This window comes from Mycoavidus sp. HKI, from assembly GCF_020023735.2.
Taxonomy (GTDB): domain Bacteria; phylum Pseudomonadota; class Gammaproteobacteria; order Burkholderiales; family Burkholderiaceae; genus Mycoavidus.
Map to the genome: position 1 here is coordinate 468,467 of NZ_CP076444.2, position 24,064 is coordinate 492,530.

Genomic DNA, 24,064 nt, shown 5'->3' on the forward strand with positions numbered 1-24,064 from the left:
TCTTAACGATAAGCCATTTCCAACTTGAGAGCAAGCTGCTATAATGCCGTCCTTAGTGTGCGGCTGTAGCTCAGTTGGATAGAGTACTTGGCTACGAACCAAGGGGTCGTGGGTTCGAATCCTGCCAGCCGCACCAGTAATTCTCTTTAAAAATCAGCCACTTAGGTCCTAAGCCACCGAAGTGGCTTTTTTTTGTGGGTAGATTTTGGGTCACTTGCGTTTGACGCGTATCCCGATCGTGCACTCAGTTCATTAAAGATATGGGGATGGAATCGTTAACTCGCTAATCGTGTCGAGCGAGGAGAGTATGTCCGTTAATTAACCGCTTTAACGATATCCTCCACAACTTTTTTGGCATCGCCAAATACCATCATGGTCTTATTCATATAAAAAAGTTCATTATCCAGCCCAGCGTAACCCGTAGCCATTGAACGCTTATTCACAATCACCGCGCGCGCTCTATAGGCATCAAGGATAGGCATACCTGAAATGGGTGATTGGGGGTCGTTTCTAGCTGCTGGATTCACAATATCATTTGCCCCGAGTACAAGCACTACATCAGTTTGGCCGAATTCAACATTAATCTCGTCCATTTCAAACACTTGTTCATAAGGGACTTCGGCTTCAGCCAGCAGTACATTCATATGGCCGGGCATCCGTCCGGCCACGGGGTGAATCGCATAACGTACTTGTATGCCTTTGGCGGTGAGCTTGCTGGTTAATTCTTTGAGCGCATGTTGCGCGCGCGCTACGGCGAGTCCATAGCCTGGCACAATCACAACTGATTCGGCATTGGCGAGCATAAAGGCGGCGTCATCGGCGGAAGCCACTTTCACTGGGCGCTCAATATGCTTTGCGTGACTTGCCGACAGCGGGTGATTACCAACGCCGCCCAGTAATACGTTTAAAAATGACCGATTCATCGCGCGGCACATAATGTAAGACAGAATCGTGCCTGACGAGCCAACCAGAGCGCCAGAAATAATCAGCATAGGGTTATTCAATGAAAACCCGATACCTGCTGCTGCCCAGCCTGAGTAAGCATTAAGCATTGATACAACAACTGGCATATCAGCGCCGCCGATTGGGATAATTAGCAGTACGCCAAGGGCGAAGGCGAGTACCGTCATTAAAATGAATGGCAACCAATTTTGTGAGAGTAAAAAGAGGCTTCCAAAGCCGACCATGGTGAGCGCCAGCATCAAATTCAATCGATGTTGACCTGCATAGACGATTGGACTTCCTTGAAAAAGCCGGAAGCGATATTTGCCAGATAGCTTGCCAAATGCAATCACTGAGCCAGAGAAGGTGATGGCGCCAACGCAGGCGCCAATAAAAAGCTCAGCGCGATTACCATAAGGCAGTACGCCTGTCGTGGAAAGCAGAAAAGCGGCGGGTTCAGCCACTACCGCATAGGCGATGCAAACTGCCGCTAGCCCAACTAATGAATGCATAGCTGCCACAAGCTCAGGCATTTTTGTCATTTCAATGCGGGCCGCAGCCAACGCCCCCAGCCCGCCCCCTATCGCGAGCGCGCCAAGCAGCCAGGCCGACCCTGCTCCTGGTGCTTGTTTAGCGATAAGTGCCAAGGTAGTGAGAATCGCAAGCGCCATGCCGACCATGCCGAATAAATTGCCGCGCCGCGCATTTTTGGGGTGGGATAAGCCTTTTAACGCCTGAATAAAACAAACCGACGCAATCAAATAAAGCAGAGTAACAAGGTTCATATTCATTGGGCATCCTTGTTTGATAGTCCGCCAGTTATTTCGTGCGAAGGGGTTTTCGGCGCTTTCTTTTTAAACATTTCTAGCATGCGGCGAGTGACCAAAAAACCACCAAAGACATTGATGGCGGCAAGCAATACCGCGAATACGCCAAAGAGTCGACCTGTACTGTCGGTAGTGAGCGCGGCAGCGAGCATGGCCCCGACAATCACAATCGCTGAAATAGCATTGGTCACCGCCATTAATGGGGTATGTAGCGCAGGCGTGACATTCCAGACAACGTGATAGCCGACATAAATGGCGAGCACAAAAATGATCAAATTAATGGTCGTGTGATTGATGATATCCATGGTGAGTCTCCATCGCAAAACGGATCGGGCGCTATCAGATAAACTTTTTGCCACCAGTGGTACAGATCCGCCATATTAATATCAGACGGATAAGCGGCGCTAGATGGCGAGCAATCAGCGCTTATATTGATCTGATAACAGTGGGTGACGGTTTATGAGCGGGTTTTAATAGTTTGCCATCGCGACACAGTAGCGTGGCGGCCACAATATCGTCTTTCATGTTAATCGCCAATGCACCGCTTGAATCTATGATCAGTTTCAGAAAATCAAGCACATTACGTGCATAAAGTGCGGATGCGTCTGTCGCGGCCATCGCAGGCAAATTTGTATAACCGGCGATTTGTACGCCATAGCGAGTGACGACTTTATCTGCTTCGGTCAAAGCGCAATTGCCCGCGCCCGGATTAGATGGGCCGCCGCGTCCAGCCGCAAGATCCACAATCACTGAACCTGGTTTCATTGTTTTGACGGTGTCTTCGCTCAGTAATACTGGTGCTGGGTGGCCTGGAATGAGCGCGGTGGTGATGATGATATCGGCGTGTTGCGCGCGCTCCCGTACCTGCGCTGCTTGGCGCTGTAACCAACTCGCCGGCATAGGCCGCGCGTAGCCGCCGACGCCTTCGCCTGCTGCGCACTCATCATCGGTTTCATACGACACACTGATAAATTTTGCGCCAAGCGATTCAATTTGCTCTTTAACGGCTGGCCGTACATCGGAGGCCTCTATCACCGCGCCAAGCCGCTTTGCCGTTGCAATTGCTTGCAGGCCGGCCACTCCTGCACCGAGGACCAAGACCCGTGCAGCCTTCACGGTGCCTGCTGCAGTCATGAGCATCGGCAAGAACCGCTGATACAAAGAAGCCGCCACTAGCACAGCGCGATAACCGGCAATATTGGCTTGCGAAGATAAAACATCAAGGCTTTGTGCGCGCGTCGTGCGAGGGGCGGCCTCCAGCGCAAAAGCGATCAGGCCAGCTTCGGCGAGCCGCGCTACCTGTTCGTGATCAAACGGATTCAGCATCCCTACCAAGACGGAGCCGGCTTTGCTCAACGCAAGTTCAGCATCATTGGGCGCATGGACTTTAAGTACGAGATCAGCCGTCAAGGCGGTACGCGCATCGCCAATCTCAGCGCCAGCCATAATGAACGCCTGATCAGTGAACCAAGCGCGCGCGCCAGCCTCTTTTTGCACCGTGACGTAATGACCCTGGGCCACGAGTTTGCTAACGGTCTCGGGAGTTGCCGCGATACGCGCCTCGCCCGGATAGGTCTCCAGCGGGATGCCGATATGCATCTTACTTTTCCTTGGTGTTGTCCTCAGCTCGGTTGCATTTTGTACATTCTAACCTGATTAAACTGAAATCGATATGGGTCTACGTGTATGCCGAAACCACTCAGCAAAACTATCATCTTCAAGCGCGTAAGCCCCGCGTCCTGATTGCCAAATAAAGCCGCGCTCACGTAGACTCTGGATGGCAGTTTGCACTGAAGCAACCGTTAGTGTAGGTTGTTTGCTCAGTAGCCGATAACTTGCCATTGAGGATTCGGAGTAGGGTGACCAATCACGACTCTTTAGCACCATGATCTCTAAAATGGCCTGCTGCAATGAAGTAAGTGCATTAAAATCACTCTCAAACTCTTCCCAAATCCGCTCATGCCAAGTCTCAGCATTTTGGGAGAGTAAATCAGCAAAATTGGCAGCGTTGCCACTAATTGCGATTTTGCCCGCAAGCTGGCGCAGGATTTCCGGCCGATGCCCTGCTAATTTAAAGGCCGCCCACATACCTTCTTGGGTAAACTGGTTATTCTGAGATAGACTCTGATTAGCCCAAGTCGTGAATGCATCTGTAAACCCCTTATCCAGTAAAGGAAACTGAATCACGTCACTGCCAAAAAAAGGCTGGTCCTTTTTAAGTACGAGATGCGCAAGCTTATCTTGATTGGAGCCGGTAAATACCAACATCAGCGTTGGCATGCTATGGCCGCTATTGAGTTGATCACGAGCGGATTTGAGTGCAAACATAGCGTTTAGGCCGGCTTCAGTGGTGAGCGCGCATTGCGCCTCATCTACAATTAAGACAATTGGCTGTTTGGTAATATGGTGCAAAATGCGCAACGCGTCAGTCAGAGTCGTGTTGTGGGGCAAACCGGATTGCTTAAAATCCAGTATAAGCGTACCCATCACAGCAACCTTGTCCAGTTTCGCCGCTTTTGCTAGGCGGGTGATGATGCTATCAAAGGCGCCGATTTTGGTTTTGATCGCCTCGGCAATTAGAGTTGCTGGATTAGTATTTTTGTCTGACCATAGATCGACGTAAACGGGTATCCATTTGCGTGCATGCGCTTCTGGCACCAGATCCTCATTAAGGAAAGTACTTTTGCCGACGCGCCGTGGCCCGGCTAAAAACAGGCCAGAGCGTGAATTAGCAATCCCTATGCCGGCCAGACTATCGCACAGACTACGAGCTAATTCCGGCCGTTTATAGGTGAATTGGGTGTGCATCAGGACATCCTTTTATGGAGATATATTTTGAGCGCCATAAATTATGGCTGAGAAAATAATTTACCATAAAAGACCATTATTGAAGTAACAAATTATGACTAAGCAACGTATCGTAGTGGGCATGTCAGGTGGCGTCGATTCGTCGGTGACTGCCTGGCTGCTCAAACAACAAGGCTATGAAGTGATCGGCCTTTTCATGAAAAATTGGGAAGACGATGATGATGATGAATATTGTTCAACGCGTCAGGACTGGCTGGATGTGGTGTCGGTTGCTGATTTGCTTGGCATTGATCTTGAAGCGGTTAATTTTGCGGCCGAATATAAAGATCGTGTATTTGCCGAATTTTTGCGTGAATATGCAGCGGGGCGTACACCGAATCCAGATGTGCTGTGTAATGCTGAAATCAAATTCAAAGCTTTTCTCGATCATGCGTTTGCTTTAGGCGCGCAAAAAATTGCAACAGGACACTATGCGCGCGTGCAGCAGGCGATGAATGGCAGCTTCCAGCTACTGAAAGCCCATGATCTCTCGAAGGACCAAAGCTATTTTCTACACCGGCTGAATCAACATCAGTTGGCCCGTACCTGCTTTCCTTTAGGTGAACTGCCTAAAACGAAAGTACGTGAACTTGCCGCCCAAATTGGGCTGCCCAATGCGCAGAAAAAAGATTCAACTGGGATTTGTTTTATTGGCGAGCGGCCATTTAGAGATTTTCTGAATCGCTATTTGCCGCATCAACCGGGTCCGATGAAGACACCAGACGGGCGCGTAGTGGGCGAGCATATTGGGCTAGCGTTTTACACGCTTGGGCAGAGAAAAGGCATTGGGCTGGGTGGCTGTCGGGACGGCAATGGCGAACCGTGGTTTGTGGCGGCTAAAGACATTGAGAGCAATACGCTCTATGTTGTACAAGGGCATGATCATCCATGGTTAACGAGTCTAACGCTTAAAGCTGGCGATGCGAGCTGGGTTGCTAGTGAGCCGCCGCCTGACGGATTTATATGCAGTGCGAAAACGCGTTATCGTCAGGTTGATGCACACTGCGTTGTGAAGCGTATAGACGGTAAGCGTTTTGCGTTAAGTTTTAGTGAGTCGCAATGGGCTATTACACCTGGGCAATCAGCAGTGTTGTACGACGGTGACATATGCATAGGCGGTGGGGTGATTGATAAAGTTAACGGTAGCAACCTGTAATTAAAAACGCCCGTTTTTTATCCTATGGTGCTAAATAGCAACGAATCAATAGTGGTAGCGGGCAAAATTAGACTTTTTCAGAGACAACTAACTATTGGCCCAGGCACCAGCGGCAAGCTGGATTTCATTGCATTACGACAGTGCTAAAATCACATTTCTATAAAAAACGGCTCTCCCATGGTTGATACTACCTTTACCTCTTCTGATCACACTCATACACTAACCGCACTCTCTCCGCTCGACGGCCGCTATGCGGCAAAGACCGAGGCGCTACGCACCTGGCTTTCAGAAGCCGCCTTCATGCGCCATCGCGTCACGGTTGAAATACATTGGCTGCTCGCCCTGTCTGATGCAGGCTTAACTGAAGTGCCTCGTTTTTCTGCGCAATCTGAAGCTTTTCTCCTGCAGCTTATTGAGAAATTTAGCGCAGAAGATGCTATGCGCATTAAGGAAATTGAGCGGGTCACCAATCACGATGTCAAAGCGGTCGAATATTGGCTCAAAGAATCCGTCAAAGGGCAGGCTGAACTGGAGCGCGCAAGTGAATTTATTCATTTTGCCTGTACCTCAGAAGATATCAATAACACTGCTTATGGGATGATGCTCAAGGGCGCGCGCGCAGATGTCTTGTTGCCAGCGTTAAACGCGTTGCAAGAGCGGCTGGTTGCAATGGCGCATACCCATGCTGCGCAACCTATGTTGTCACGCACGCATGGGCAACCGGCTAGCCCAACTACGCTTGGCAAAGAAATTGCCAACGTTGCCGCTCGTTTATCAAGGGCTATTGAGCGTATTGCTACGGTGCCTCTATTAGGCAAGATGAATGGCGCGGTGGGCAATTACAATGCCCATTTAAGCGCTTACCCAGAGCTTGACTGGCCCGCGTTTTCGCGTGCAGTGATTGAACAGCGGTTTGGGCTCACCTTCAATCCGTACACGATTCAAATCGAACCCCATGATTATATGGCTGAGCTGTTTGATGCGATTACACGTGCAAATACTATATTGCTTGATTTGAATCGCGATCTGTGGGGTTATATTTCAGTCGGTTATTTCAAACAAAAAACCAAGGCAGGTGAGGTCGGTTCGTCCACCATGCCGCATAAAGTCAATCCAATTGATTTTGAAAATTCAGAAGGCAATTTGGGGCTGGCCAATGCGCTATTGCGGCACTTAGCCGATAAGCTGCCAGTTTCGCGTTGGCAGCGTGATCTGACGGATTCGACGGTACTACGCAATATCGGCGTTGCTTTTGGCCATGCCTTGCTAGCCTATGACTCTTGCTTGCGTGGGCTTGCTAAACTTGAGGTCAATCCGCAGCGACTTAGCGCTGATCTCGATGCGTGTTGGGAAGTGCTGGGCGAAGCTGTACAAACGGTGATGCGGCGTTATGGTGTGCCTAACCCGTATGAGCAACTCAAGGAATTAACCCGTGGCAAGAGCATGACTCGTGAAGTATTGCATACATTTATTAGTACATTGCCTATTCCGGCAGATGCAAAAACGTATTTGTTAGCTCTTACTCCAGCCTCCTATATTGGTCAGGCGATTGAATTAGCGGCGCATGTAAGCTAGTTAAAATAAATGATAAAAATCCCTTGCCAAGTATAAATTATTGGATAATAATTAAACCCACAAAGTTAATTTGTGGGGTGGAAAATGCTACATGTGCTAAATTTGAAAGAGTTATGGAGGGTTGTCGTGGCTATGGCTATATTTGATACATTAAAATTTTCTAAACGTCTGAGAGAAGCGGGCGTTCCAACAGCGCAAGCAGAAGCTGAGGCAGAAGTTTTGTCTGAAATTTTTGCCATTAATTTGCAAGAATTAGCAACCAAAGAGGACTTGCTAGCAACTAAAGAAGAGTTACGGCATGAAATCAAAGATGTACGCAATGAACTGAGTAATGAGATAAAAAATGTACGTAATGATTTGAGTACTGAGATAAAAAATGTACGCAATGATTTGAGCCATGAAATAAAAGATTTAAGATTTGGTCTTCTTAAATGGATCATAGGACTCGCTATTGCGCAAAGTGGTTTATTCGGTATATTCAAATTTTGGCCGATCGGCTTTAGTGCGTAGCTCATATTTATTGCTTATCGCCCGAATGGGGTTTGTAATTTCTTGTGCTATTCGCTCAATGGCGCGTCGGTGGTCTTTGACGATTGCATCGTAGCTTGGTGTGATCGTCTCTTTTGTCATTGAATTCTCTGCAAGCATTGTGAAAGTCGGTTGCTGAGGCAATCCAACCGCTGGTCCAGCACAGAGCGATCCCGCTCATAATCTGTCATCTCGGGTGCCAAAAGGGGACTGAGTGCGCATCACGGGAAGCAGATTAGCCGGCATAGTGTGCCGCACTCGCTGCAGGCGATCAGTTCAGATGTTTTCGTATCTTGCTGTAGTACCATGACCATCTAATGGCCTGGAATACTAAGACGAAATGCAAAAAGGAGATGCTTTCATGATTTACGCACCAACCCATACCACACTAAATAAATATACCGCGCCTGCCATCGCGTTGCACTGGTTAATTGCAGTTTTGATGATCTGCGCATTTGGGTTGGGCTGGGTGATGACGGATATTCCGACCTTTACGCCAACTAAAATACAATACTATGCTTGGCATAAATGGATCGGGGTGACAGTGTTTATGCTAGCTGTCTTGCGGGTGATATGGCGGGCGCTGCATCGGCCGCCTATGTTGCCCTCCGAGTTACCAGCTTGGCAGCGTTGGGCGGCCAATTTAATGCATCCATTGCTCTATGTGGCGATGTTTGCTGTGCCGTTGTCTGGTTATTTATTGAATTCGTCAGCGGGCGCGCCAGTGGTTTATTTAGGCTTAGTGCCGTTACCCGCGCTGATTGAGCCTAACCCAGCACTGCAACCATTTTTTAGCATGTCGCATCTTTATCTGAACTATGCGTTAGCAACATTGGTGGTGCTGCATCTGCTGGCAGCGCTTAAACATCAATTTATTGACCGAGATGGTGTGCTGGCGCGCATGTTGCCGTGCTGGAAAAAAAATTGATGCTTTCTAACCATATGGCCTTGCTAAGACACCTGTTTTTTTATACAGTATGTGGTATGCTAATTTGGAAAGCGGCATTTACATTTAGACGGAGCGCCGTTTACCCCCACAAAGGATGATTCATGGAAGAAAGCAAGAAAGGCCAAGCGGGCTTAACGGCTGAAAAAGGCAAAGCGCTTGCCGCTGCGCTGGCGCAGATTGAAAAGCAATTTGGCAAAGGCTCAATCATGCGCCTGGGCGATGGGGAAGTGGTTGAAGATATTCAAGTCGTCTCCACTGGCTCGCTGGGGCTTGATATTGCGCTTGGGGTAGGCGGTTTGCCTCGCGGTCGTGTGGTTGAAATCTACGGGCCGGAATCCTCGGGCAAAACCACTCTCACTTTACAAGTTATTGCTGAGATGCAAAAACTCGGGGGCACCTGCGCATTTATCGATGCAGAACACGCGTTGGACGTCCAATATGCAGCAAAGCTTGGCATCAACGTGTCTGATCTTTTGATTGCACAGCCTGATACAGGTGAGCAGGCGCTTGAGATTACAGATGCATTGGTGCGCTCGAGTTCGGTTGATTTAATTGTCATTGATTCCGTCGCCGCGCTGGTACCCAAGGCTGAAATTGAGGGGGATATGGGCGACTCTTTGCCTGGCCTGCAAGCGCGCTTGATGTCACAGGCATTGCGTAAGCTTACTGGGACCATCAACCGGACAAACTGCCTAGTCATTTTTATCAATCAAATTCGGATGAAAATCGGGGTGATGTTTGGTAGTCCGGAAACCACAACGGGCGGCAATGCATTGAAGTTCTATGCATCAGTACGGCTTGATATCCGCCGCATTGGCTCAATCAAAAAAGCGGATTCGGTCATTGGCTCTGAGACGCGGGTGAAAGTAGTCAAAAATAAAGTTGCGCCGCCTTTTCGTGAAGCTATATTTGACATCCTATATGGTGAAGGTATTTCGCGTGAAGGCGAAATCATTGACCTTGGCGTGCAAGCGAAAATTGTTGAAAAGGCTGGCGCATGGTACAGCTATAATGGCGAGCGCGCTGGGCAGGGCAAAGACAATGCGCGTGAATATCTGCGTGAAAACCCAGAGATTGCCCGTGAAATTGAAAACAAAGTTCGCATTTCATTTGGCGTGGTGGCCATGCCTACAACGGATGAAACTCAAGAAAACACTGAAACTAAAACGCCAAAGCGGCAATCATCGCCAATTCTTGGGTGATTGTTTGTACATTTGCTTTGGAGATGTCTCATTTGTGAAATGATGCGTGCTAATCCTAGTTTAAAAGGGCGTGCATTGGGATATTTATCGCGCCGAGAATACAGTCGCGTTGAATTACAGCGCAAGTTGTCCTCTTATACAGATAGCGAAGCCGATGTCGATGCGCTACTCAACACGCTGCAGCATGAGGGCTGGTTATCTGATACTCGCTTTGCCGAAAGCGTGGCGCGCCGCCGCGCGGCGCGTTGCGGCGCGCATCGAATTATTCATGAACTCAAGCAACATGTGCTTGATGAAGAGCTAATCGAGCGCATTGGCACTGAGTTACAAGAAACCGAATTCTCCCGCGCCAAGGCTGTTTGGGAGAAAAAATATGGTGTTTTACCCGCAACCCACGTTGAACGTGCGCGGCAAGCCCGTTTTCTGATGATGCGCGGGTTTGCCAATGCAATAATCGTAAGGTTGCTCGGAGGCTGCGATGAAGATTGATAGCTATGTTAAAATCAAGGGTTTTAAAGGCCTGTTTAAAGGGATCAGCGAATGAAGATTCACGAGTACCAGGGTAAGGAAATCCTGCGCAAATTTGGTGTTGCTGTACCACGCGGCAAACCGGTATTTACAGTTGATGAGGCAGTGCAAGCTGCGCAAGAGCTTGGTGGCCCGGTATGGGTTGTTAAAGCACAGATTCATGCAGGTGGCCGTGGTAAAGGCGGTGGCGTGAAAGTGGCAAAGTCGATTGATCAGGTGCGCGAATATGCCGGCCAGATTCTTGGCATGCAATTAAAAACGCACCAAACCGGTCCGCAAGGTCAAAAAGTGCGGCGTCTGTTGGTCGAAGAAGGCGCGGACATCAAAACAGAGCTTTATATTGGTCTGGTCGTAGATCGGGTGACGCAACAAGTGACCGTCATGGCGTCTAGCGAAGGCGGCATGGAAATTGAAGAAGTTGCTGAAAAAACGCCTGAATTGATCCATAAAGTAGCGGTTGACCCAACTCAGGGCCTAACCGACGCGCAAGCGGATAAATTGGCAACAAGTATTGGCATCCCTCAAACTTCATTGGTGCAAGCGCGCACTATATTGCAGGGACTCTATAAAGCATTCTGGGAAACCGATGCCTCGCTCGCTGAAATCAATCCGTTGATCCTGACGGGTGAAGGTCAAGTCATTGCGCTGGATGCAAAATTCAATTTTGATTCAAACGCGCTTTTCCGTCATCCAGAACTGGTTGAATACCGTGACGTAGATGAAGAGGACCCAGCCGAAGTCGAAGCTTCAAAATTTGATCTTGCTTATATTTCGCTTGATGGCGATATTGGCTGCTTGGTCAATGGCGCGGGCCTGGCGATGGCGACCATGGACTCAATTAAGCTCTTTGGCGGTGAACCTGCTAACTTTCTCGATGTGGGTGGCGGCGCCACCACTGAGAAAGTCACAGAAGCCTTCAAGATTATGCTCAAAAATCCAGAGCTCAAAGCAATTTTGGTCAATATCTTCGGCGGCATTATGCGCTGTGATGTGATTGCTGAAGGCGTGATTGCTGCCTCGAAGGCGGTGCAGCTGAAAGTGCCGCTGGTCGTCCGCATGAAAGGGACCAACGAAGATCTTGGCAAGAAAATGCTTGCTGAGTCTGGTTTGCCCATTATTTCGGCCGATAGTATGGAAGAAGCTGCGCAGAAAGTGGTTGCAGCGGCTCAATAAAGTTGAGCTTCTTCTGACTTAACCCCGGATACGGATACATCATATTGAACTGAGTGCATACATGGCGCGCTGAGTTCAAACGAAAAAGCTGAAAAGAGGCTGATATATGTCGATTTTGATTAACAAAGATACAAAAGTTATCACGCAAGGGATTACGGGTAAGACAGGGCAGTTTCATACCCGTACTTGCCGTGATTATGCTAATGGCCGCGCTGCTTATGTCGCGGGCGTCAACCCTAAAAGGGCCGGCGAAGATTTTGAAGGCATTCCGATTTTTGGCAGCGTGAAAGAAGCCAAAGCGAATACAGGTGCTACCGTATCGGTGATTTATGTACCGCCAGCCGGCGCTGCTGCCGCGATTTGGGAAGCCGTGGAAGCTGAACTTGAGCTTGCGATTTGTATTACCGAAGGCATTCCTGTGCGCGATATGATCGAACTCAGAGACCGCATGCGCCGGGAGAATCGTAAAACCTTGTTATTGGGGCCAAATTGTCCAGGCGTGATTACCCCTGACGAACTCAAAATCGGCATTATGCCGGGCCATATCCATAAAAAAGGCCGGATTGGCGTGGTTTCACGTTCGGGTACTTTGACCTATGAGGCGGTTGGCCAATTGACGGCGCTTGGCCTAGGGCAGTCTTCGGCAGTGGGTATCGGTGGCGACCCAGTGAATGGCTTGAAGCATATCGATGTCTTGCGTCTTTTCAATGATGATCCTGAGACGGATGCCGTTGTGATGATTGGCGAGATTGGCGGCTCAGACGAAGAAGAGGCTGCTGAATGGGTCAAAGCCCATATGAAAAAACCTGTGGTCGGTTTTATCGCAGGCGTCACTGCGCCTCCAGGCAAACGGATGGGCCATGCTGGCGCCATCATCTCTGGCGGTAAAGGCACTGCTGATGAAAAACTGCAAGTTATGCAAGCCTGCGGCATTACGGTGACAAAGAACCCATCTGAAATGGGTCGTTTGTTAAAAGCAGCGCTGTAAGCTTATTAATGTAGACAGCTTTCAAACCCCATTAGGAGAGATGTTCATGCTGGCACTGCTGACTGATCTTCATTGGGGGGCGATTGCCCAGATCGTAGCAATTGATCTTTTGTTGGGCGGCGATAATGCCGTGGTAATTGCGCTTGCTTGTCGTAATTTACCTGCTCAGCAACGTATGCGCGGTGTATTATGGGGGACAGCGGGCGCGATTGTGTTGCGCGTGTTGTTGATCGGTTTTGCGGTCACCTTGCTCCATATTCCGCTGTTAAAAATGATGGGCGGTTTGTTGCTATTTTGGATTGGCATCAAGCTTATGTTGCCCGAAGTTAATACCAATAATGATATTCGGTCTAATGACCAGCTCTTAGGCGCAATCAAAACTATCATCGCCGCAGATTTTGTGATGAGCCTTGATAATGTCATCGCGATCGCTGGCGCAGCAGAAGCAGCGCAGCCTGAACAGCGTTTTTTCCTTATCCTCTTCGGCCTAATCCTCAGTATCCCAATCATTATCTGGGGTAGCCAGTTGGTATTAAAATTATTAACCCGTTTTCCACTGATTATCGCAGCAGGCGCTGCTTTACTTGGCTGGATTGCTGCTGGGCTCATTATGAGCGACCCATGGGTACAACAATTCAAACTATTCGTTACGCCGGTTGCCGGCTACATAGCGAGCGCCCTTGGCGCCGCGCTGGTAGTGGTGCTAGGCACGGGACTTAAACGGCGCACTGCCCGTGACTAGACCGGTACTTGTTCAATTAATCTAGCCAAACGGCTGACTACTGGGATGCCGCTTAATTTGGTACTCTCCAAGCTACAAGTACAGGGGGCAGGCAGCGGATAGACCATCCGGCGGCTCTCGCTAACCATGCGTGGTCTTCTGCCTCTTATTTTCTTTCTGCATACGGAAGGGTGCGATGGCAAAGTGGTTATACGGTGGCCTGGTTCGTTTTTGGTTTTTTGCCCAACGTACACGCTTGCGTGCAAGTTTTCGCTGGTTGGGTTTTACGCTGATTGAACTGATGATTGTGCTGGCTATTGTTGGTATTGTGGCTTCCTACGCGATTCCCGCGTATCAAGATTACTTAGCTCGCAGTCGCGTAGGAGAAGGTTTGTCGCTCGCCGCTTCAGCGCGGCTTGCGGTTGCCGAAAACGCAGCCAGTGGTATGCCGTTTGACAGCGGATTTAACCCACCTAGCGCGACGCGTAACATTGAATTGATCCATATTGTTCCGAACAATGGGCAAATCGTCATTTCATATATGTCGCGTGTGGCGCCGGCCGGCTCAAACACACTGGTGCTGGTCCCTTCTGGACCCAATGATCCGGCTTCACCTAATGCTCGTATTGGCTTGGTAGCGGACACTGCGCAGCCAGGTTCACTAAGCTGGGAATGTTTTGCTGCAGGTAAGGCGGCTTCGTCTTTACCTGCGCCTGGCCCTGGGCCGTTACCGTCTGAGCCAGCTACATTACCGCGTCGGTTTGCACCCTCGGAATGCCGCCTTTAGCCCAAACGCCGTTTTTTTCGTTGCGCTTTGCATACGCTACAAATATGCCCATATCCCCCTTGCCCTGCACTGAGCGTCTGATCAAAAAAAGCCTCTTTGTTTCTAATTTCTTGGCAGCGGCGGCAAATCTTTGCGCTGCCATCGTCGAGCTCTTTAATACCACTATGAATGTCCGTCACCACGGCTGCATGAGCAACGTGACGGGTGGCGTCCACTAAAGCGAACAAGCGCTCAGAGAGCGCTTGTACCGGATCTTCACCCAGATTAAAGCGATTCAGCCTAATAAAGGTGTAGCCATAGGATTCTAAGATGAATTGCTGTTCAATATCTTGGGTGCGGTAATAGGTGGGCGACAGGGAGGAATGGTCTGAGTTGCCGTTTTGGGCGGCATTTTCTTCAAAATCATCATATTCTAAGACCGCATTCACGGTTTTTTGTCCGCCATAAAAACGCAGTAAGAGATCAATCCGCCTGACGGGATGCTGGTACGAAGGGTCGAGCTGCTGCAAGTAAACGCTCACTGGAAAGGGCGAGACAATTTCAATCTCATCTTGATTAAGCTGATAAAACGGCGTCGCCAGCAACCATCCTAGTACTTTTTGAGCGAGTGGTGAATTTGATTGCGCAGGGGAGCTTGCTTGGTCCGTTCTATCCCGTTGCAGTATGCTTTGATAGTGCGCCAGAACTTGGCCAATGGAGCCCTTATAGTGTTCGATAGGCTTAGAAAGAACAAAATGCATCTTCTCTTTAGCACGTGAGAAGCCAACGTTAAGGCGCTGCACTTTAAGGGCATCTTCTGCCCGTTCGGCGATATCCTCAAGGGTGAGCGGGAAAATATAATTCAGTGAATCGTGGCTCGGCACGGCTACCATTGAATAAATTACGAGGTCACGTTCTTCACCCTGGCAGGTGTCAAAGGTCATAATCTTAAGGCGCAAGCACTGTTCAAACTGGCTGGCATAAGGATCATGAAAAATTGTTTTCGCCAAATATTGCTGCTGTTCACGAAATGGCGTAATGATGGCGACGCTGTGCGGATTGGCCTCATCAATCATTGTGCGCAATAAAGCGACGATGAACTCGCCTTCGGCGGAATTGACGTTGCGGTAAGGCTCGTGGGTATTGGCAGGCGTTACCCACGAGAATTCGAGAATTTGATTGATTGGTTTACTGCGTACCTTAATCGCTTGCAGCGCATTATCATAGAAAAATTTTGAACTCAATGAAATCAGCGCTTGATAGCCTCGAAAGTGCTTTTTTAACATGCTCCTGTAATTGGCAATCAGTTCGAAAAATTCAAGCACAGATTTTTTGACGTCGAACTGCTTAAGCCGCTGGATCCGGTCAGCTGCATCACTGATATGAATCCTAAAATAGGCTTCCAGTTCTGAACGATAGCCATTGTTCATCGCCAAACTTGCCTGACTGGATTTGACATTGCTAAACTGCCGTTGGTCGCCAAGTACAACCACTTTTTTGGCCCGCAATAACGCCGGAAATGCCTGTGCAATAGAGACTTGCGATGCTTCATCAATCACCACTAGATCAAACACACCGTGCTTCAGGGGTACATATTCGGCAAAGTCACGAATACTGGCAATAATGACTGGAAACGCTTGCGTGAGTGCATCAAAGGCTGCGACTGGAAATTTCTGTTTGGCTTTGATGACTTCCGCTAAGGTCTTTGCAGTTGCACTTTTATCATCGATAAAGTTTAGAAAGCGCCCGTCGATTTCGCTACTCATGCGGGTGGTATGAAGTTGCGCTAATCGTTCCATCTCTCTGACATAGTTAAAAGAGGGCGCGCTACGGATAATGGCTCCGGACGTTTGCCATAGCAGGCTGTACTCGGAGACGTTATGCAGCAGATCCAGTAACGCCTGCACGTTTTGCGCAGAGTACATATGCGGGGCGGCTTTGAATTCTTTTAACGCGCCAGGTTCCATCAGCTTTGGCAAGATCGAGTGTTCTCCGGCAAGCAACGAGAGCGCTTCTAACCAACGCCCAGCTTTACTGACGCTTGCTGGGGGCGTGCTGGAATTAAGCAATACATGATAGACCGAGCGCATTAGGTCTGGCGATGACGGCGTTTGCTGTAAGGTTTTCGCAATGCGTGTCAGAATCAGATGGACTTCACGTAGCTTGCTGAGCTGTTTATGAAATGCTAAGGGTCGCACGCAAGGCAACTCGTTGGCGAGTTGTTGGTCAAGGGCTTGAGCTTGTGCCCGTGAAAACAGAAAGCCCACAATGGGTTTGCGGATCGCGTGATACGCCAGAATAAATCTTTCTAATGCTGCATATTCGGCCATGCCCAGCGGGGCAAACAGTGCCAGGCTGTGGCGCATTGACCAAACGTCACTCAACTGGGTCAATAGCGCGGTGGCTTGCAATGTAGACACAATCTCAAGTAAAGAACCCGCCGCGAGGTGGCTGGCGATAAAGCGACTGGCTTCAATCCGCTCATCACTTGACAGCAAATCTGCTGCTAAACGCTGAACTGCATCCGCTGAGAGCGGTGTTTGCAATAACGGTAAAAGCCCTGATATATGTGGAGTAATGTGCCCTTCAAGGGTGCGTAGGCGTGCCAGATCTTTTAGTGTGACCGATGAATAAGCGGTAATGGTTTGCGCCACGTCCGCGCGCACAGCGGCATCTTGTGCGGCTGTTTCATCCGCCAAGCGTTCAGCTTGTCCCTTTGTGACCTTCCAATATGTCTTGATTTTTTCAACGGCCGCTGACGACACCAGGCGTGGGTACGAATTTCCCGCTTTACCTAAACGTAGGATTGGATTTGGAAAGTCATCATCTTGCCGTACACTGGCGAGTGCTGTTTGCAATTTATCTTCGACGACGTCCAGCGCTTCTTTTTTGTCTGACAGAATAAGCAGTGAGCGGGCCGACACAATACTGTCAAATGCAATTGCAGTGATGGTGTGCGATTTGCCTGTGCCGGGCGGCCCTTGTACCGTAACAAAACGGCAAGCAGGGTGAGCCAGCGCGGCTAAGATTTTGCGTTGCTCTTCATTCAGTGGGATCGGCGAGCGGCCCACTAGACGGTCGACAATCGGCGTGTTTTCCCATGTCTCTTCAACTTCTCGCCAAATGGACTGGGGCTCTTCGGTAATGAAACGTTGGATGATGTCGTTAAAAAGCTGGTTGACCTCGTTTTGATCCGCGCCGGTTGCTGTTAACAGCGCTTCATAATCGTTGACCTGACTTTCATCGCTTTTATCAAAAACCGATAAATAAGAGGCTTTGGATAATTTAAGCTGGCTCGATCTGATGGTTTCCAAGGTGGGTAAACGCACATCAAATGCCCCAGATAAATCAAGAACGGGCGTTATTTTAGTGACAATATGGCTTATTTCATCCAAGAAACTGGCGCTTGCCAGCGGATAAATAATTCGCTGCGCAATCGGGAAACACGCTGACTGGCCTGCGCCGGGCTTGAGTTCTTGTAAGATGAAATCAACTGCATCACGATTGGTATACAGATGCGGGTTAAGTTCCAGCACATATTCGCTGGTTTTTTCATCTAGGTTAAGTTGGACTGGAATATAAAAAAGAGGAAAGGCAAACTTATCAAAGCGTAGCTCGCACAGATAAATATAAAAGGCTAGGTTATCGCCCGTGCGCATCGTTTGCCAGAGATCGCGTAGTGCTTGATATGCGTCTGCGGCTGCAAAGTCATCAAAAAATGCTTTTAGCTGGGTGCGTGCGTCAGTCGCAACAAAAAACTCTGTGAGAACGGCCTGGACAGGTTCAAGCTTGCCAGTGACAATGAAAGTGTTGAGTGCGATGGGCAGGTTGCTGATCGTTGCAGCGCATAGTGACTCAACTAAATCATGTTCTACCTCAAAAATAGATTCAAGCGCCGCATAACTTTGTTGTTGAAATGATTCGTTGAGCAGGCTCAAGAGTGGATGAATCACTCGCTTTGACACTGCTTCAGCGAAAGACGAGATCACTTCATCAACGAAGGCCTCCGGATTTTGCGTAGCGCGCTCACGTAAGTCGGTGGCGCGTGCTAGCGTGTCATCGTGTACCGCGTTAAAAATGGCGCCGTCAAGAGCGTCAATCTGCTGATTGACGAGATTTTTTAAGACCGGACTAATCGGCGTGGTGTAACGGTTACGTCCAATGCGCAGGGGTTTTAAATTGACCATTGGCGCGGCAAGTTGTTTCCAAATTGCGCTAAGCAAAGTGGAGTATTGTCGCAATGGTATGCCACAACGAAGTCCAGCCTCAGTTTGTAGTTGGATTTTCCGGCGCGGGGCAGCAGATTTTTTAAAATCTGTGCGCAGAAAATCCATGAAGTAGCGGCTTATTTTTTGCGCAAAATGGGTAACAGCTGGAGGCATAGATAGGGCCACTCCGTAACGGATATGCAAAGTGAGCCTGTTGCGCTATGGTTAGTGCAAAGACCCTTGATTTTGCTCGAGGCCATTGGTAAAAAGCGAAGCCGCCTGCTCAGGCATTGGACTGGCATGAATATGTGCGACTCTCCATTTTCCGCATTCCTGGACTAAAACATAAGTTGTCAGCACCAATTTGGGTTGCTCATCTTGGTTAACCGGATTATGGGCTTCGGTCACGACATAGATTGCGGTACCTGGGCTTTCATAAGAACGCGTATCGAGCACTGCGATCTTAGGGAGGCCATATTCAAATTGCTGAGCCAAATGGTAGCGAATCGTATCCAAACCATTAAAAAGAATGCCATCCACGCTAATGAAACTGACCGCGTCTTCATCGATCCAAAGCGCCATGAGGTCTTCAAGCTTGCTGTCAGCCAGCGCGTGGTAATACGCGTGCAGCGTATCAATAGCCGTATCGAATGGGCGAGTGAAGGAAGGCATGAGGTTCTCTTGTTAACTCTTGATCAGCAGCATTTCACGTAATTGCTCGAATATATGTTCTGGTTTGAGTTGGCGCAAGCAGTTCAAATGCCCCAATGGGCATTCGCGCGCAAAACACGGACTGCACTCGAGATGTAACCATTGTACTCGCGCGGTGTCAGTTAGGGGAGGGGTATGGCGTGGGTCGCTTGAACCGTAAAGGGCCAGTAGCGGCCGGCGCAACGCGGCAGCAATGTGCATCAGCCCGGAATCATTGCTGACTACGGCGCTGGCGCTGGCAATTAAGGCGCATGCATCGTTCAGTGTGGTTTGTCCGCATAAATTGCGTACATGGGGCGCATGTGCGGTGATGAGTGCGCCAAGTGGCGCATCTTGTGCTGAGCCAAGCGTAACAATTTGCGCATAAGGAAAAGCATAGGTAATGAGTTGGGCAAGCGTAGCAAAATGTTCGACCGGCCAGCGTTTGGCACTGCCGTATTCAGCGCCCGGACAAAATGCGATAAGAGGTGCCTGTGCAGTCAGCATGAAGCGTTGTGCAACAAGCGCTGCTTTGTGCGGATCGAGCGTGATGTGCGGCAGCGGCAACTCATCTGGCAACTGCGCGCGTGGGGCATAGGCCAGTGCTGCATAGTGTCGCACCATGGTTGGCCGCTGTGCGTTTTTGCGCGGATTGAGGTGGCGCACATTGACGAGCCCATAACGGTGCTCACCATGATAGCCAATGCGCAGCGGAATGTGCGCAAGCCATGGGAGTAAAGCGGATTTGGCTGAATTGGGTAGCACATAAGCGGCGTCATACTGGACTGTGCGCAGCGTCTGCGCAAGCTGCCAGCGTTGCCATAATTGTACTTTTCTATGAGCGAGCTGGGTGGGGTAGATGTGGTCGATTTCCGGCATCTGCTGCAGTATTGGCGCCACCCAGTTTGGTGCGACCGCATCTAGAATGATGCGTGGATGCAGCTTCTTAAGCAAAATGAAAAGGGGTTGCGCCATGAGCGCATCGCCAATCCAATTGGGAGCGATAATGAGTACGCGTTGCATTAAGATGACTGGCTAAAGGGTGAGCGGCTAAGCCAGGCGGGTAATCACTTCGCTATGGCGCAGTACATAACGTGTACCGCAATAGGGGCAACTCGCCTCGCCATGGCTCAGGTCGATAAAAACACGTGGGTGCGAACTCCAGTGAGGCATTTGGGGATTCGGACAATACATTGGGAGTTCGTCTATATTAACTTCAAGCAGTGGTATTTGCGTCATCTGTGATTCTCTTTAAATTGGCGTGAGCCAGTGTGCATATTGAGGATTTTGACCCGCCATAAAGCAGCTCCTGAGTGCCGCGATTTAATATTTAGGCTGGCTATTATAAATCAGGTGGTATGCCATTTATTTAGCGTATAACGAAAGAGTGATTGGGATGGCGATAGCCGGCGCTGATCGGGGTTTCTCACGGGGGAATTTTTACAGGGTGGAGGTTTTTTCGTATAGTGGGTACAATGCGGAATTTTCCCGGTGAGCCTATTAGTTTTTTGCCGAACGTATTGGTATGCATCCTGCTTTACCTTATTGTCTTGCTGATTTTCTGCGGATTTTATCTGCGCTGTGCTCCCCATGCCCCAAATTCTGTGTCTTACTGATTTGATTGCTGCTGGTAAACTGACTGGCAAGCGGGTGTTTATCCGTGCTGATCTCAATGTGCCGCGCGATGCAGCCGGTCAGATCACCGACGATACCCGCATCCGTGCTTCTATACCCGCTATGACTGCAGCCTTGGCTGCAGGTGCGGCGGTTATGGTGACCTCTCACCTGGGTCGGCCCATTGAAGGCCAACTTAAACCGGAAGATTCTTTAGCGGCTGTTGCCCAACGGTTAGGCGAACTCCTTGGCCGTACTGTGCCATTGATCCGTGATTGGGTCGAAGAAGGCGTTGAGCTTGCCCCGGGGCAGTTGGTTTTACTAGAAAATTGCCGGGCAAACCTAGGAGAAAAAAAGAATTCGGACACACTCGCCCAGAAAATGGCGGCGCTGTGCGATATTTATATTAATGATGCATTTGGCACGGCACATCGCGCCCAAGCGTCAACGCATGGCATCGCAAAATATGCGCCAATCGCAGCCGCGGGGCCTCTCCTAGCTGGTGAATTAAGTGCGCTTGCACGCGCGCTTGAACAACCCAAGCGACCGTTAGTGGCAATCGTTGCAGGTTCAAAAGTATCGACCAAACTCACCATTTTGAAGTCACTGGCACATAAGGTTGACCAACTGATTGTGGGCGGCGGCATTGCTAATACGTTTTTGCTGGCTGCTGGTTTGCCGATTGGCAAATCGCTGGCTGAAGCTGATTTACTGAGTGAAGCTAAGGCAATCATGGAATTGATGCAGCAACGTGGCGCATCAGTACCTATGCCGCTGGATGTGGTGACTGCAAAAACATTTAGCGCCAGTGCGCAACCTGAAATCAAACCGGCGCACGCGGTGGCTGAAGATGACTTAATTCTCGATCTGGGCCCAGCTAGCATGAGCCAACTGACGGCGCTGCTGGCTAAGGCTGGTACGATAGTATGGAATGGGCCAGTGGGCGTGTTTGAGTTTGATGCCTTCGGTGACGGCACAAAAGCGCTGGCGCAAGCGATTGCAACCTCTGATGCGTTTTCAATCGCAGGGGGGGGCGATACACTAGCCGCGATCGCAAAATACGGTATCTCTGATCAAATAGATTATATTTCAACTGGCGGCGGCGCTTTTCTTGAATTTCTTGAAGGTAAAGCACTGCCTGCTGTAGAGGTACTCATGACTCGCTCAGTATCTGGAACCTGATGACTACTTATGTATTGTGCCACTCAGTTATGACCATTGTCCCCACCTGATTTATACGCACGGTGAGGTTAGTCTATGGAACAGACCGCTGGTATGAGTACCACGAAAATCGCGCAAGTTAGTGATGCGTAAACATCATTTTATTATTTTGAATTAAGGAGAAAGCAAGTGCCTCTCGTATCAATGCGCCAATTGCTTGACCATGCCGCTGAAGAAGGCTATGGACTGCCGGCCTTTAATGTGAATAACTTGGAACAAGTGCAAGCGATTATGGCAGCGGCTGATGAGGTCAATGCGCCAGTGATCATGCAAGCGTCAGCAGGCGCTCGTAAGTATGCTGGCGAAGCCTTTTTGCGCCATTTAATTGAAGCTGCAGTCGAAGCCTACCCTCATCTGCCAGTGGTTATGCATCAAGATCATGGCCAATCGCCAGCAGTCTGCTTGGCGGCCATTCGTAGCGGCTTTACCAGCGTGATGATGGATGGTTCACTGCATGAAGATGGCAAAACGATTGCCTCCTATGAATATAATGTGGCGGTTTCAAAAAAAGTCGTCGATTTGGCCCATGCAATCGGTGTGACCGTAGAGGCAGAGTTAGGCTGTTTGGGCTCGTTAGAGACCATGCGCGGCGATAAAGAAGACGGTCATGGCGCTGAATGTACGATGAGTCGTGAGCAATTATTGACTAATCCAGAGCAAGCAGCTGATTTTGTTAGTCAAACTCAATGTGACGCACTTGCGATTGCTATCGGCACCTCGCACGGCGCGTATAAATTCACCAAAAAGCCGACTGGCGATATCCTGGCCATTGAACGCATCAAAGAAATTCACCGCCGCCTGCCCAATACGCATTTAGTCATGCATGGCTCATCGTCGGTGCCACAGGAATTGTTGGCCGAAATCCGAGAGTTTGGCGGCGAGATGCAACAAACTTATGGCGTGCCGGTTGAAGAGATTCAGGAAGGGATTCGCCACGGTGTGCGCAAAATCAATATTGATACCGATCTACGGCTGGCTATGACGGGTGCGGTTCGACGCTTTCTGGCTGAAAACCCGAGCAAATTCGATCCACGCGACTATCTCAAGCCCGCTCGCGCCGCCGCGCAAGCGATCTGCAAAGCCCGCTATCTCGCTTTTGGCTGTGAAGGGCAGGCTAGCAAAATCAAGCCAGCGCCGCTTGAAAAAATGGCTCAACGTTATCAAAAAGGCGAACTGACGCAACAGGTGCAGTAAAAATTAACGCGCGTGCTCACCAGTCGAAAAAAATACTTCTTATGCCGTCACCTACACTTTATCAATCTTCGCTGTCTTCGCTGAACCTGTTAGGCTGCGGCAAAGTCCGTGACAATTATGCGATTGGCAGGGATCAACTGCTGATTATCACGACTGACCGTATTTCTGCGTTTGACGTTGTGCTCAATGAGCCGATTCCTGGGAAAGGATACGTCCTTAACCAGATGTCAAATTTCTGGTTTGCGCGGTTTGCGCATCATGTCCCCAATCACTTAACAGGGGTTGCGCCTGAGTCCGTCGTTGCCTCTGACGAAGTTGCGCAAGTCAAAGGCCGTGCGGTAGTCGCTAAGCGCTTAACGCCGATTTTGATTGAAGCGGTTGTGCGCGGTTATCTGGCAGGAAGTGGCTGGAAAGATTACCAAGCAACTGGAGCGGTATGTGGGGTTGCGTTACCGGCTGGCTTGAAAAATGCGCAACAGTTGCCGAAGCCGATCTTCACGCCAGCGGCCAAAGCCAATCTTGGCGAGCATGACGAGAATATCTCTTATGCTGCAGTTGAAGCCTTGATTGGGACTACCTTGGCATCGCAAATTCGTGATCTTAGCTTGTTACTTTACCGTGAAGCGGCAGAATATGCGGCAACGCGCGGCATTATCATTGCAGACACCAAATTTGAATTTGGCTTAGACGACAATGGCGTTTTGCACTTAATGGACGAAGTGCTCACTGCCGATTCATCGCGCTTCTGGCCGGCTGACCAATACCAGGTTGGTGAAAATCCTCCCTCGTTTGATAAACAGTTTGTGCGCGATTGGCTCGAGACGCAGTCTTGGTCAAAGACTCCGCCTGCTCCTACATTGCCGGCTGCTGTGATCGAAAAAACAGCCGCCAAATATCACGAAGCGCTCGAGCGTTTAACGGGCGAAATTTAATCA

At 49.6% G+C, this 24,064-nt stretch carries 21 protein-coding genes and 1 tRNA gene; 14 read left to right on the forward strand and 8 right to left on the reverse strand.

Annotation, left to right across the window (positions count from 1 at the left end; all coding sequences use genetic code 11):
• Positions 1–59 precede the first annotated feature (59 nt).
• A tRNA-Arg gene (locus KMZ15_RS01920) sits at positions 60–136 on the forward strand.
• 178 nt (positions 137–314) lie between these two features.
• Here the strand turns inward: KMZ15_RS01920 and KMZ15_RS01925 are convergent.
• The 4 genes from KMZ15_RS01925 to KMZ15_RS01940 form a co-directional block, all read right to left on the reverse strand.
• Positions 315–1,733 (reverse strand): NAD(P)(+) transhydrogenase (Re/Si-specific) subunit beta, encoded by a 1,419-nt coding sequence (locus KMZ15_RS01925; RefSeq protein ID WP_223693603.1) that lies wholly within the window; start codon positions 1,731–1,733, stop codon positions 315–317.
• Positions 1,730–2,074 (reverse strand): NAD(P) transhydrogenase subunit alpha, encoded by a 345-nt coding sequence (locus tag KMZ15_RS01930; RefSeq protein ID WP_223693606.1) that lies wholly within the window; start codon positions 2,072–2,074, stop codon positions 1,730–1,732. Before KMZ15_RS01930 ends, KMZ15_RS01925 begins: the two co-directional genes overlap by 4 nt.
• A gap of 121 nt (positions 2,075–2,195) precedes the next feature.
• The gene (locus KMZ15_RS01935) at positions 2,196–3,368 is read right to left on the reverse strand and encodes a Re/Si-specific NAD(P)(+) transhydrogenase subunit alpha (protein WP_223693607.1); all 1,173 of its coding nucleotides are present in this window, start codon (positions 3,366–3,368) and stop codon (positions 2,196–2,198) included.
• Between the two features lie 57 nt (positions 3,369–3,425).
• Positions 3,426–4,577: a hypothetical protein gene (locus KMZ15_RS01940; RefSeq protein WP_223693609.1), complete on the reverse strand. Its 1,152-nt coding sequence runs from the start codon at positions 4,575–4,577 to the stop codon at positions 3,426–3,428.
• Between the two features lie 94 nt (positions 4,578–4,671).
• On the opposite strand from KMZ15_RS01940, the gene mnmA reads away from it, so the two are divergent.
• The 10 genes from mnmA (at position 4,672) to KMZ15_RS01990 (ending at position 14,223) form a co-directional block, all read left to right on the forward strand.
• A complete protein-coding gene (gene mnmA / locus KMZ15_RS01945; protein WP_223693611.1) occupies positions 4,672–5,772 on the forward strand; it encodes a tRNA 2-thiouridine(34) synthase MnmA in 1,101 nt (366 codons plus the stop codon).
• 177 nt (positions 5,773–5,949) lie between these two features.
• Positions 5,950–7,347 carry an adenylosuccinate lyase gene (gene purB / locus KMZ15_RS01950; protein ID WP_223693613.1) on the forward strand — a complete coding sequence of 466 codons (1,398 nt, stop codon included), beginning with the start codon at positions 5,950–5,952 and terminating at the stop codon, positions 7,345–7,347.
• Between the two features lie 126 nt (positions 7,348–7,473).
• On the forward strand, positions 7,474–7,857 hold the full coding sequence (locus KMZ15_RS01955; RefSeq protein ID WP_223693615.1) for a CCDC90 family protein: 384 nt from the start codon (positions 7,474–7,476) through the stop codon (positions 7,855–7,857).
• Between the two features lie 379 nt (positions 7,858–8,236).
• On the forward strand, positions 8,237–8,803 hold the full coding sequence (locus KMZ15_RS01960) for a cytochrome b (protein WP_223693617.1): 567 nt from the start codon (positions 8,237–8,239) through the stop codon (positions 8,801–8,803).
• Positions 8,804–8,925: 122 nt separating this feature from the next.
• Positions 8,926–10,026 carry a recombinase RecA gene (recA, locus tag KMZ15_RS01965; protein ID WP_223693620.1) on the forward strand — a complete coding sequence of 367 codons (1,101 nt, stop codon included), beginning with the start codon at positions 8,926–8,928 and terminating at the stop codon, positions 10,024–10,026.
• Between the two features lie 39 nt (positions 10,027–10,065).
• Positions 10,066–10,515 (forward strand): recombination regulator RecX, encoded by a 450-nt coding sequence (gene recX, locus KMZ15_RS01970; protein WP_223693623.1) that lies wholly within the window; start codon positions 10,066–10,068, stop codon positions 10,513–10,515.
• A gap of 51 nt (positions 10,516–10,566) precedes the next feature.
• The gene (gene sucC / locus KMZ15_RS01975; RefSeq protein ID WP_223693626.1) at positions 10,567–11,727 is read left to right on the forward strand and encodes an ADP-forming succinate--CoA ligase subunit beta; all 1,161 of its coding nucleotides are present in this window, start codon (positions 10,567–10,569) and stop codon (positions 11,725–11,727) included.
• Between the two features lie 106 nt (positions 11,728–11,833).
• The gene (gene sucD, locus KMZ15_RS01980) at positions 11,834–12,715 is read left to right on the forward strand and encodes a succinate--CoA ligase subunit alpha (protein ID WP_223693629.1); all 882 of its coding nucleotides are present in this window, start codon (positions 11,834–11,836) and stop codon (positions 12,713–12,715) included.
• Between the two features lie 46 nt (positions 12,716–12,761).
• Complete coding sequence (locus KMZ15_RS01985) at positions 12,762–13,457, forward strand: TerC family protein (RefSeq protein ID WP_223693631.1); 696 nt, start codon at positions 12,762–12,764, stop codon at positions 13,455–13,457.
• Positions 13,458–13,632: 175 nt separating this feature from the next.
• Complete coding sequence (locus KMZ15_RS01990; protein WP_223693633.1) at positions 13,633–14,223, forward strand: pilin; 591 nt, start codon at positions 13,633–13,635, stop codon at positions 14,221–14,223.
• Here the strand turns inward: KMZ15_RS01990 and KMZ15_RS01995 are convergent.
• From KMZ15_RS01995 to KMZ15_RS02010, 4 genes are read right to left on the reverse strand one after another with little or no spacing between them, the layout of a single operon-like run.
• Positions 14,220–18,584 (reverse strand): DEAD/DEAH box helicase, encoded by a 4,365-nt coding sequence (locus KMZ15_RS01995; RefSeq protein WP_223693635.1) that lies wholly within the window; start codon positions 18,582–18,584, stop codon positions 14,220–14,222. The genes KMZ15_RS01990 and KMZ15_RS01995 overlap by 4 nt on opposite strands.
• Positions 18,585–18,635: 51 nt before the next feature.
• Complete coding sequence (locus KMZ15_RS02000; RefSeq protein ID WP_223693637.1) at positions 18,636–19,082, reverse strand: nuclear transport factor 2 family protein; 447 nt, start codon at positions 19,080–19,082, stop codon at positions 18,636–18,638.
• A gap of 12 nt (positions 19,083–19,094) precedes the next feature.
• Positions 19,095–20,123, reverse strand: coding sequence for a lipopolysaccharide heptosyltransferase II (gene waaF, locus KMZ15_RS02005; RefSeq protein ID WP_223693640.1), 1,029 nt, complete (start codon positions 20,121–20,123; stop codon positions 19,095–19,097).
• 27 nt (positions 20,124–20,150) lie between these two features.
• Positions 20,151–20,339, reverse strand: coding sequence for a zinc-finger domain-containing protein (locus KMZ15_RS02010; protein WP_223693642.1), 189 nt, complete (start codon positions 20,337–20,339; stop codon positions 20,151–20,153).
• A 351-nt stretch (positions 20,340–20,690) separates the two neighbouring features.
• Between KMZ15_RS02010 and KMZ15_RS02015 the strand changes: the two genes are divergently transcribed.
• The 3 genes from KMZ15_RS02015 (at position 20,691) to KMZ15_RS02025 (ending at position 24,061) form a co-directional block, all read left to right on the forward strand.
• A complete protein-coding gene (locus tag KMZ15_RS02015; protein ID WP_223693645.1) occupies positions 20,691–21,896 on the forward strand; it encodes a phosphoglycerate kinase in 1,206 nt (401 codons plus the stop codon).
• Positions 21,897–22,064: 168 nt separating this feature from the next.
• Complete coding sequence (fba, locus tag KMZ15_RS02020; protein WP_223693647.1) at positions 22,065–23,129, forward strand: class II fructose-bisphosphate aldolase; 1,065 nt, start codon at positions 22,065–22,067, stop codon at positions 23,127–23,129.
• 41 nt (positions 23,130–23,170) lie between these two features.
• The gene (locus KMZ15_RS02025) at positions 23,171–24,061 is read left to right on the forward strand and encodes a phosphoribosylaminoimidazolesuccinocarboxamide synthase (protein WP_223693649.1); all 891 of its coding nucleotides are present in this window, start codon (positions 23,171–23,173) and stop codon (positions 24,059–24,061) included.
• The last annotated feature ends 3 nt before the right edge of the window (positions 24,062–24,064 follow it).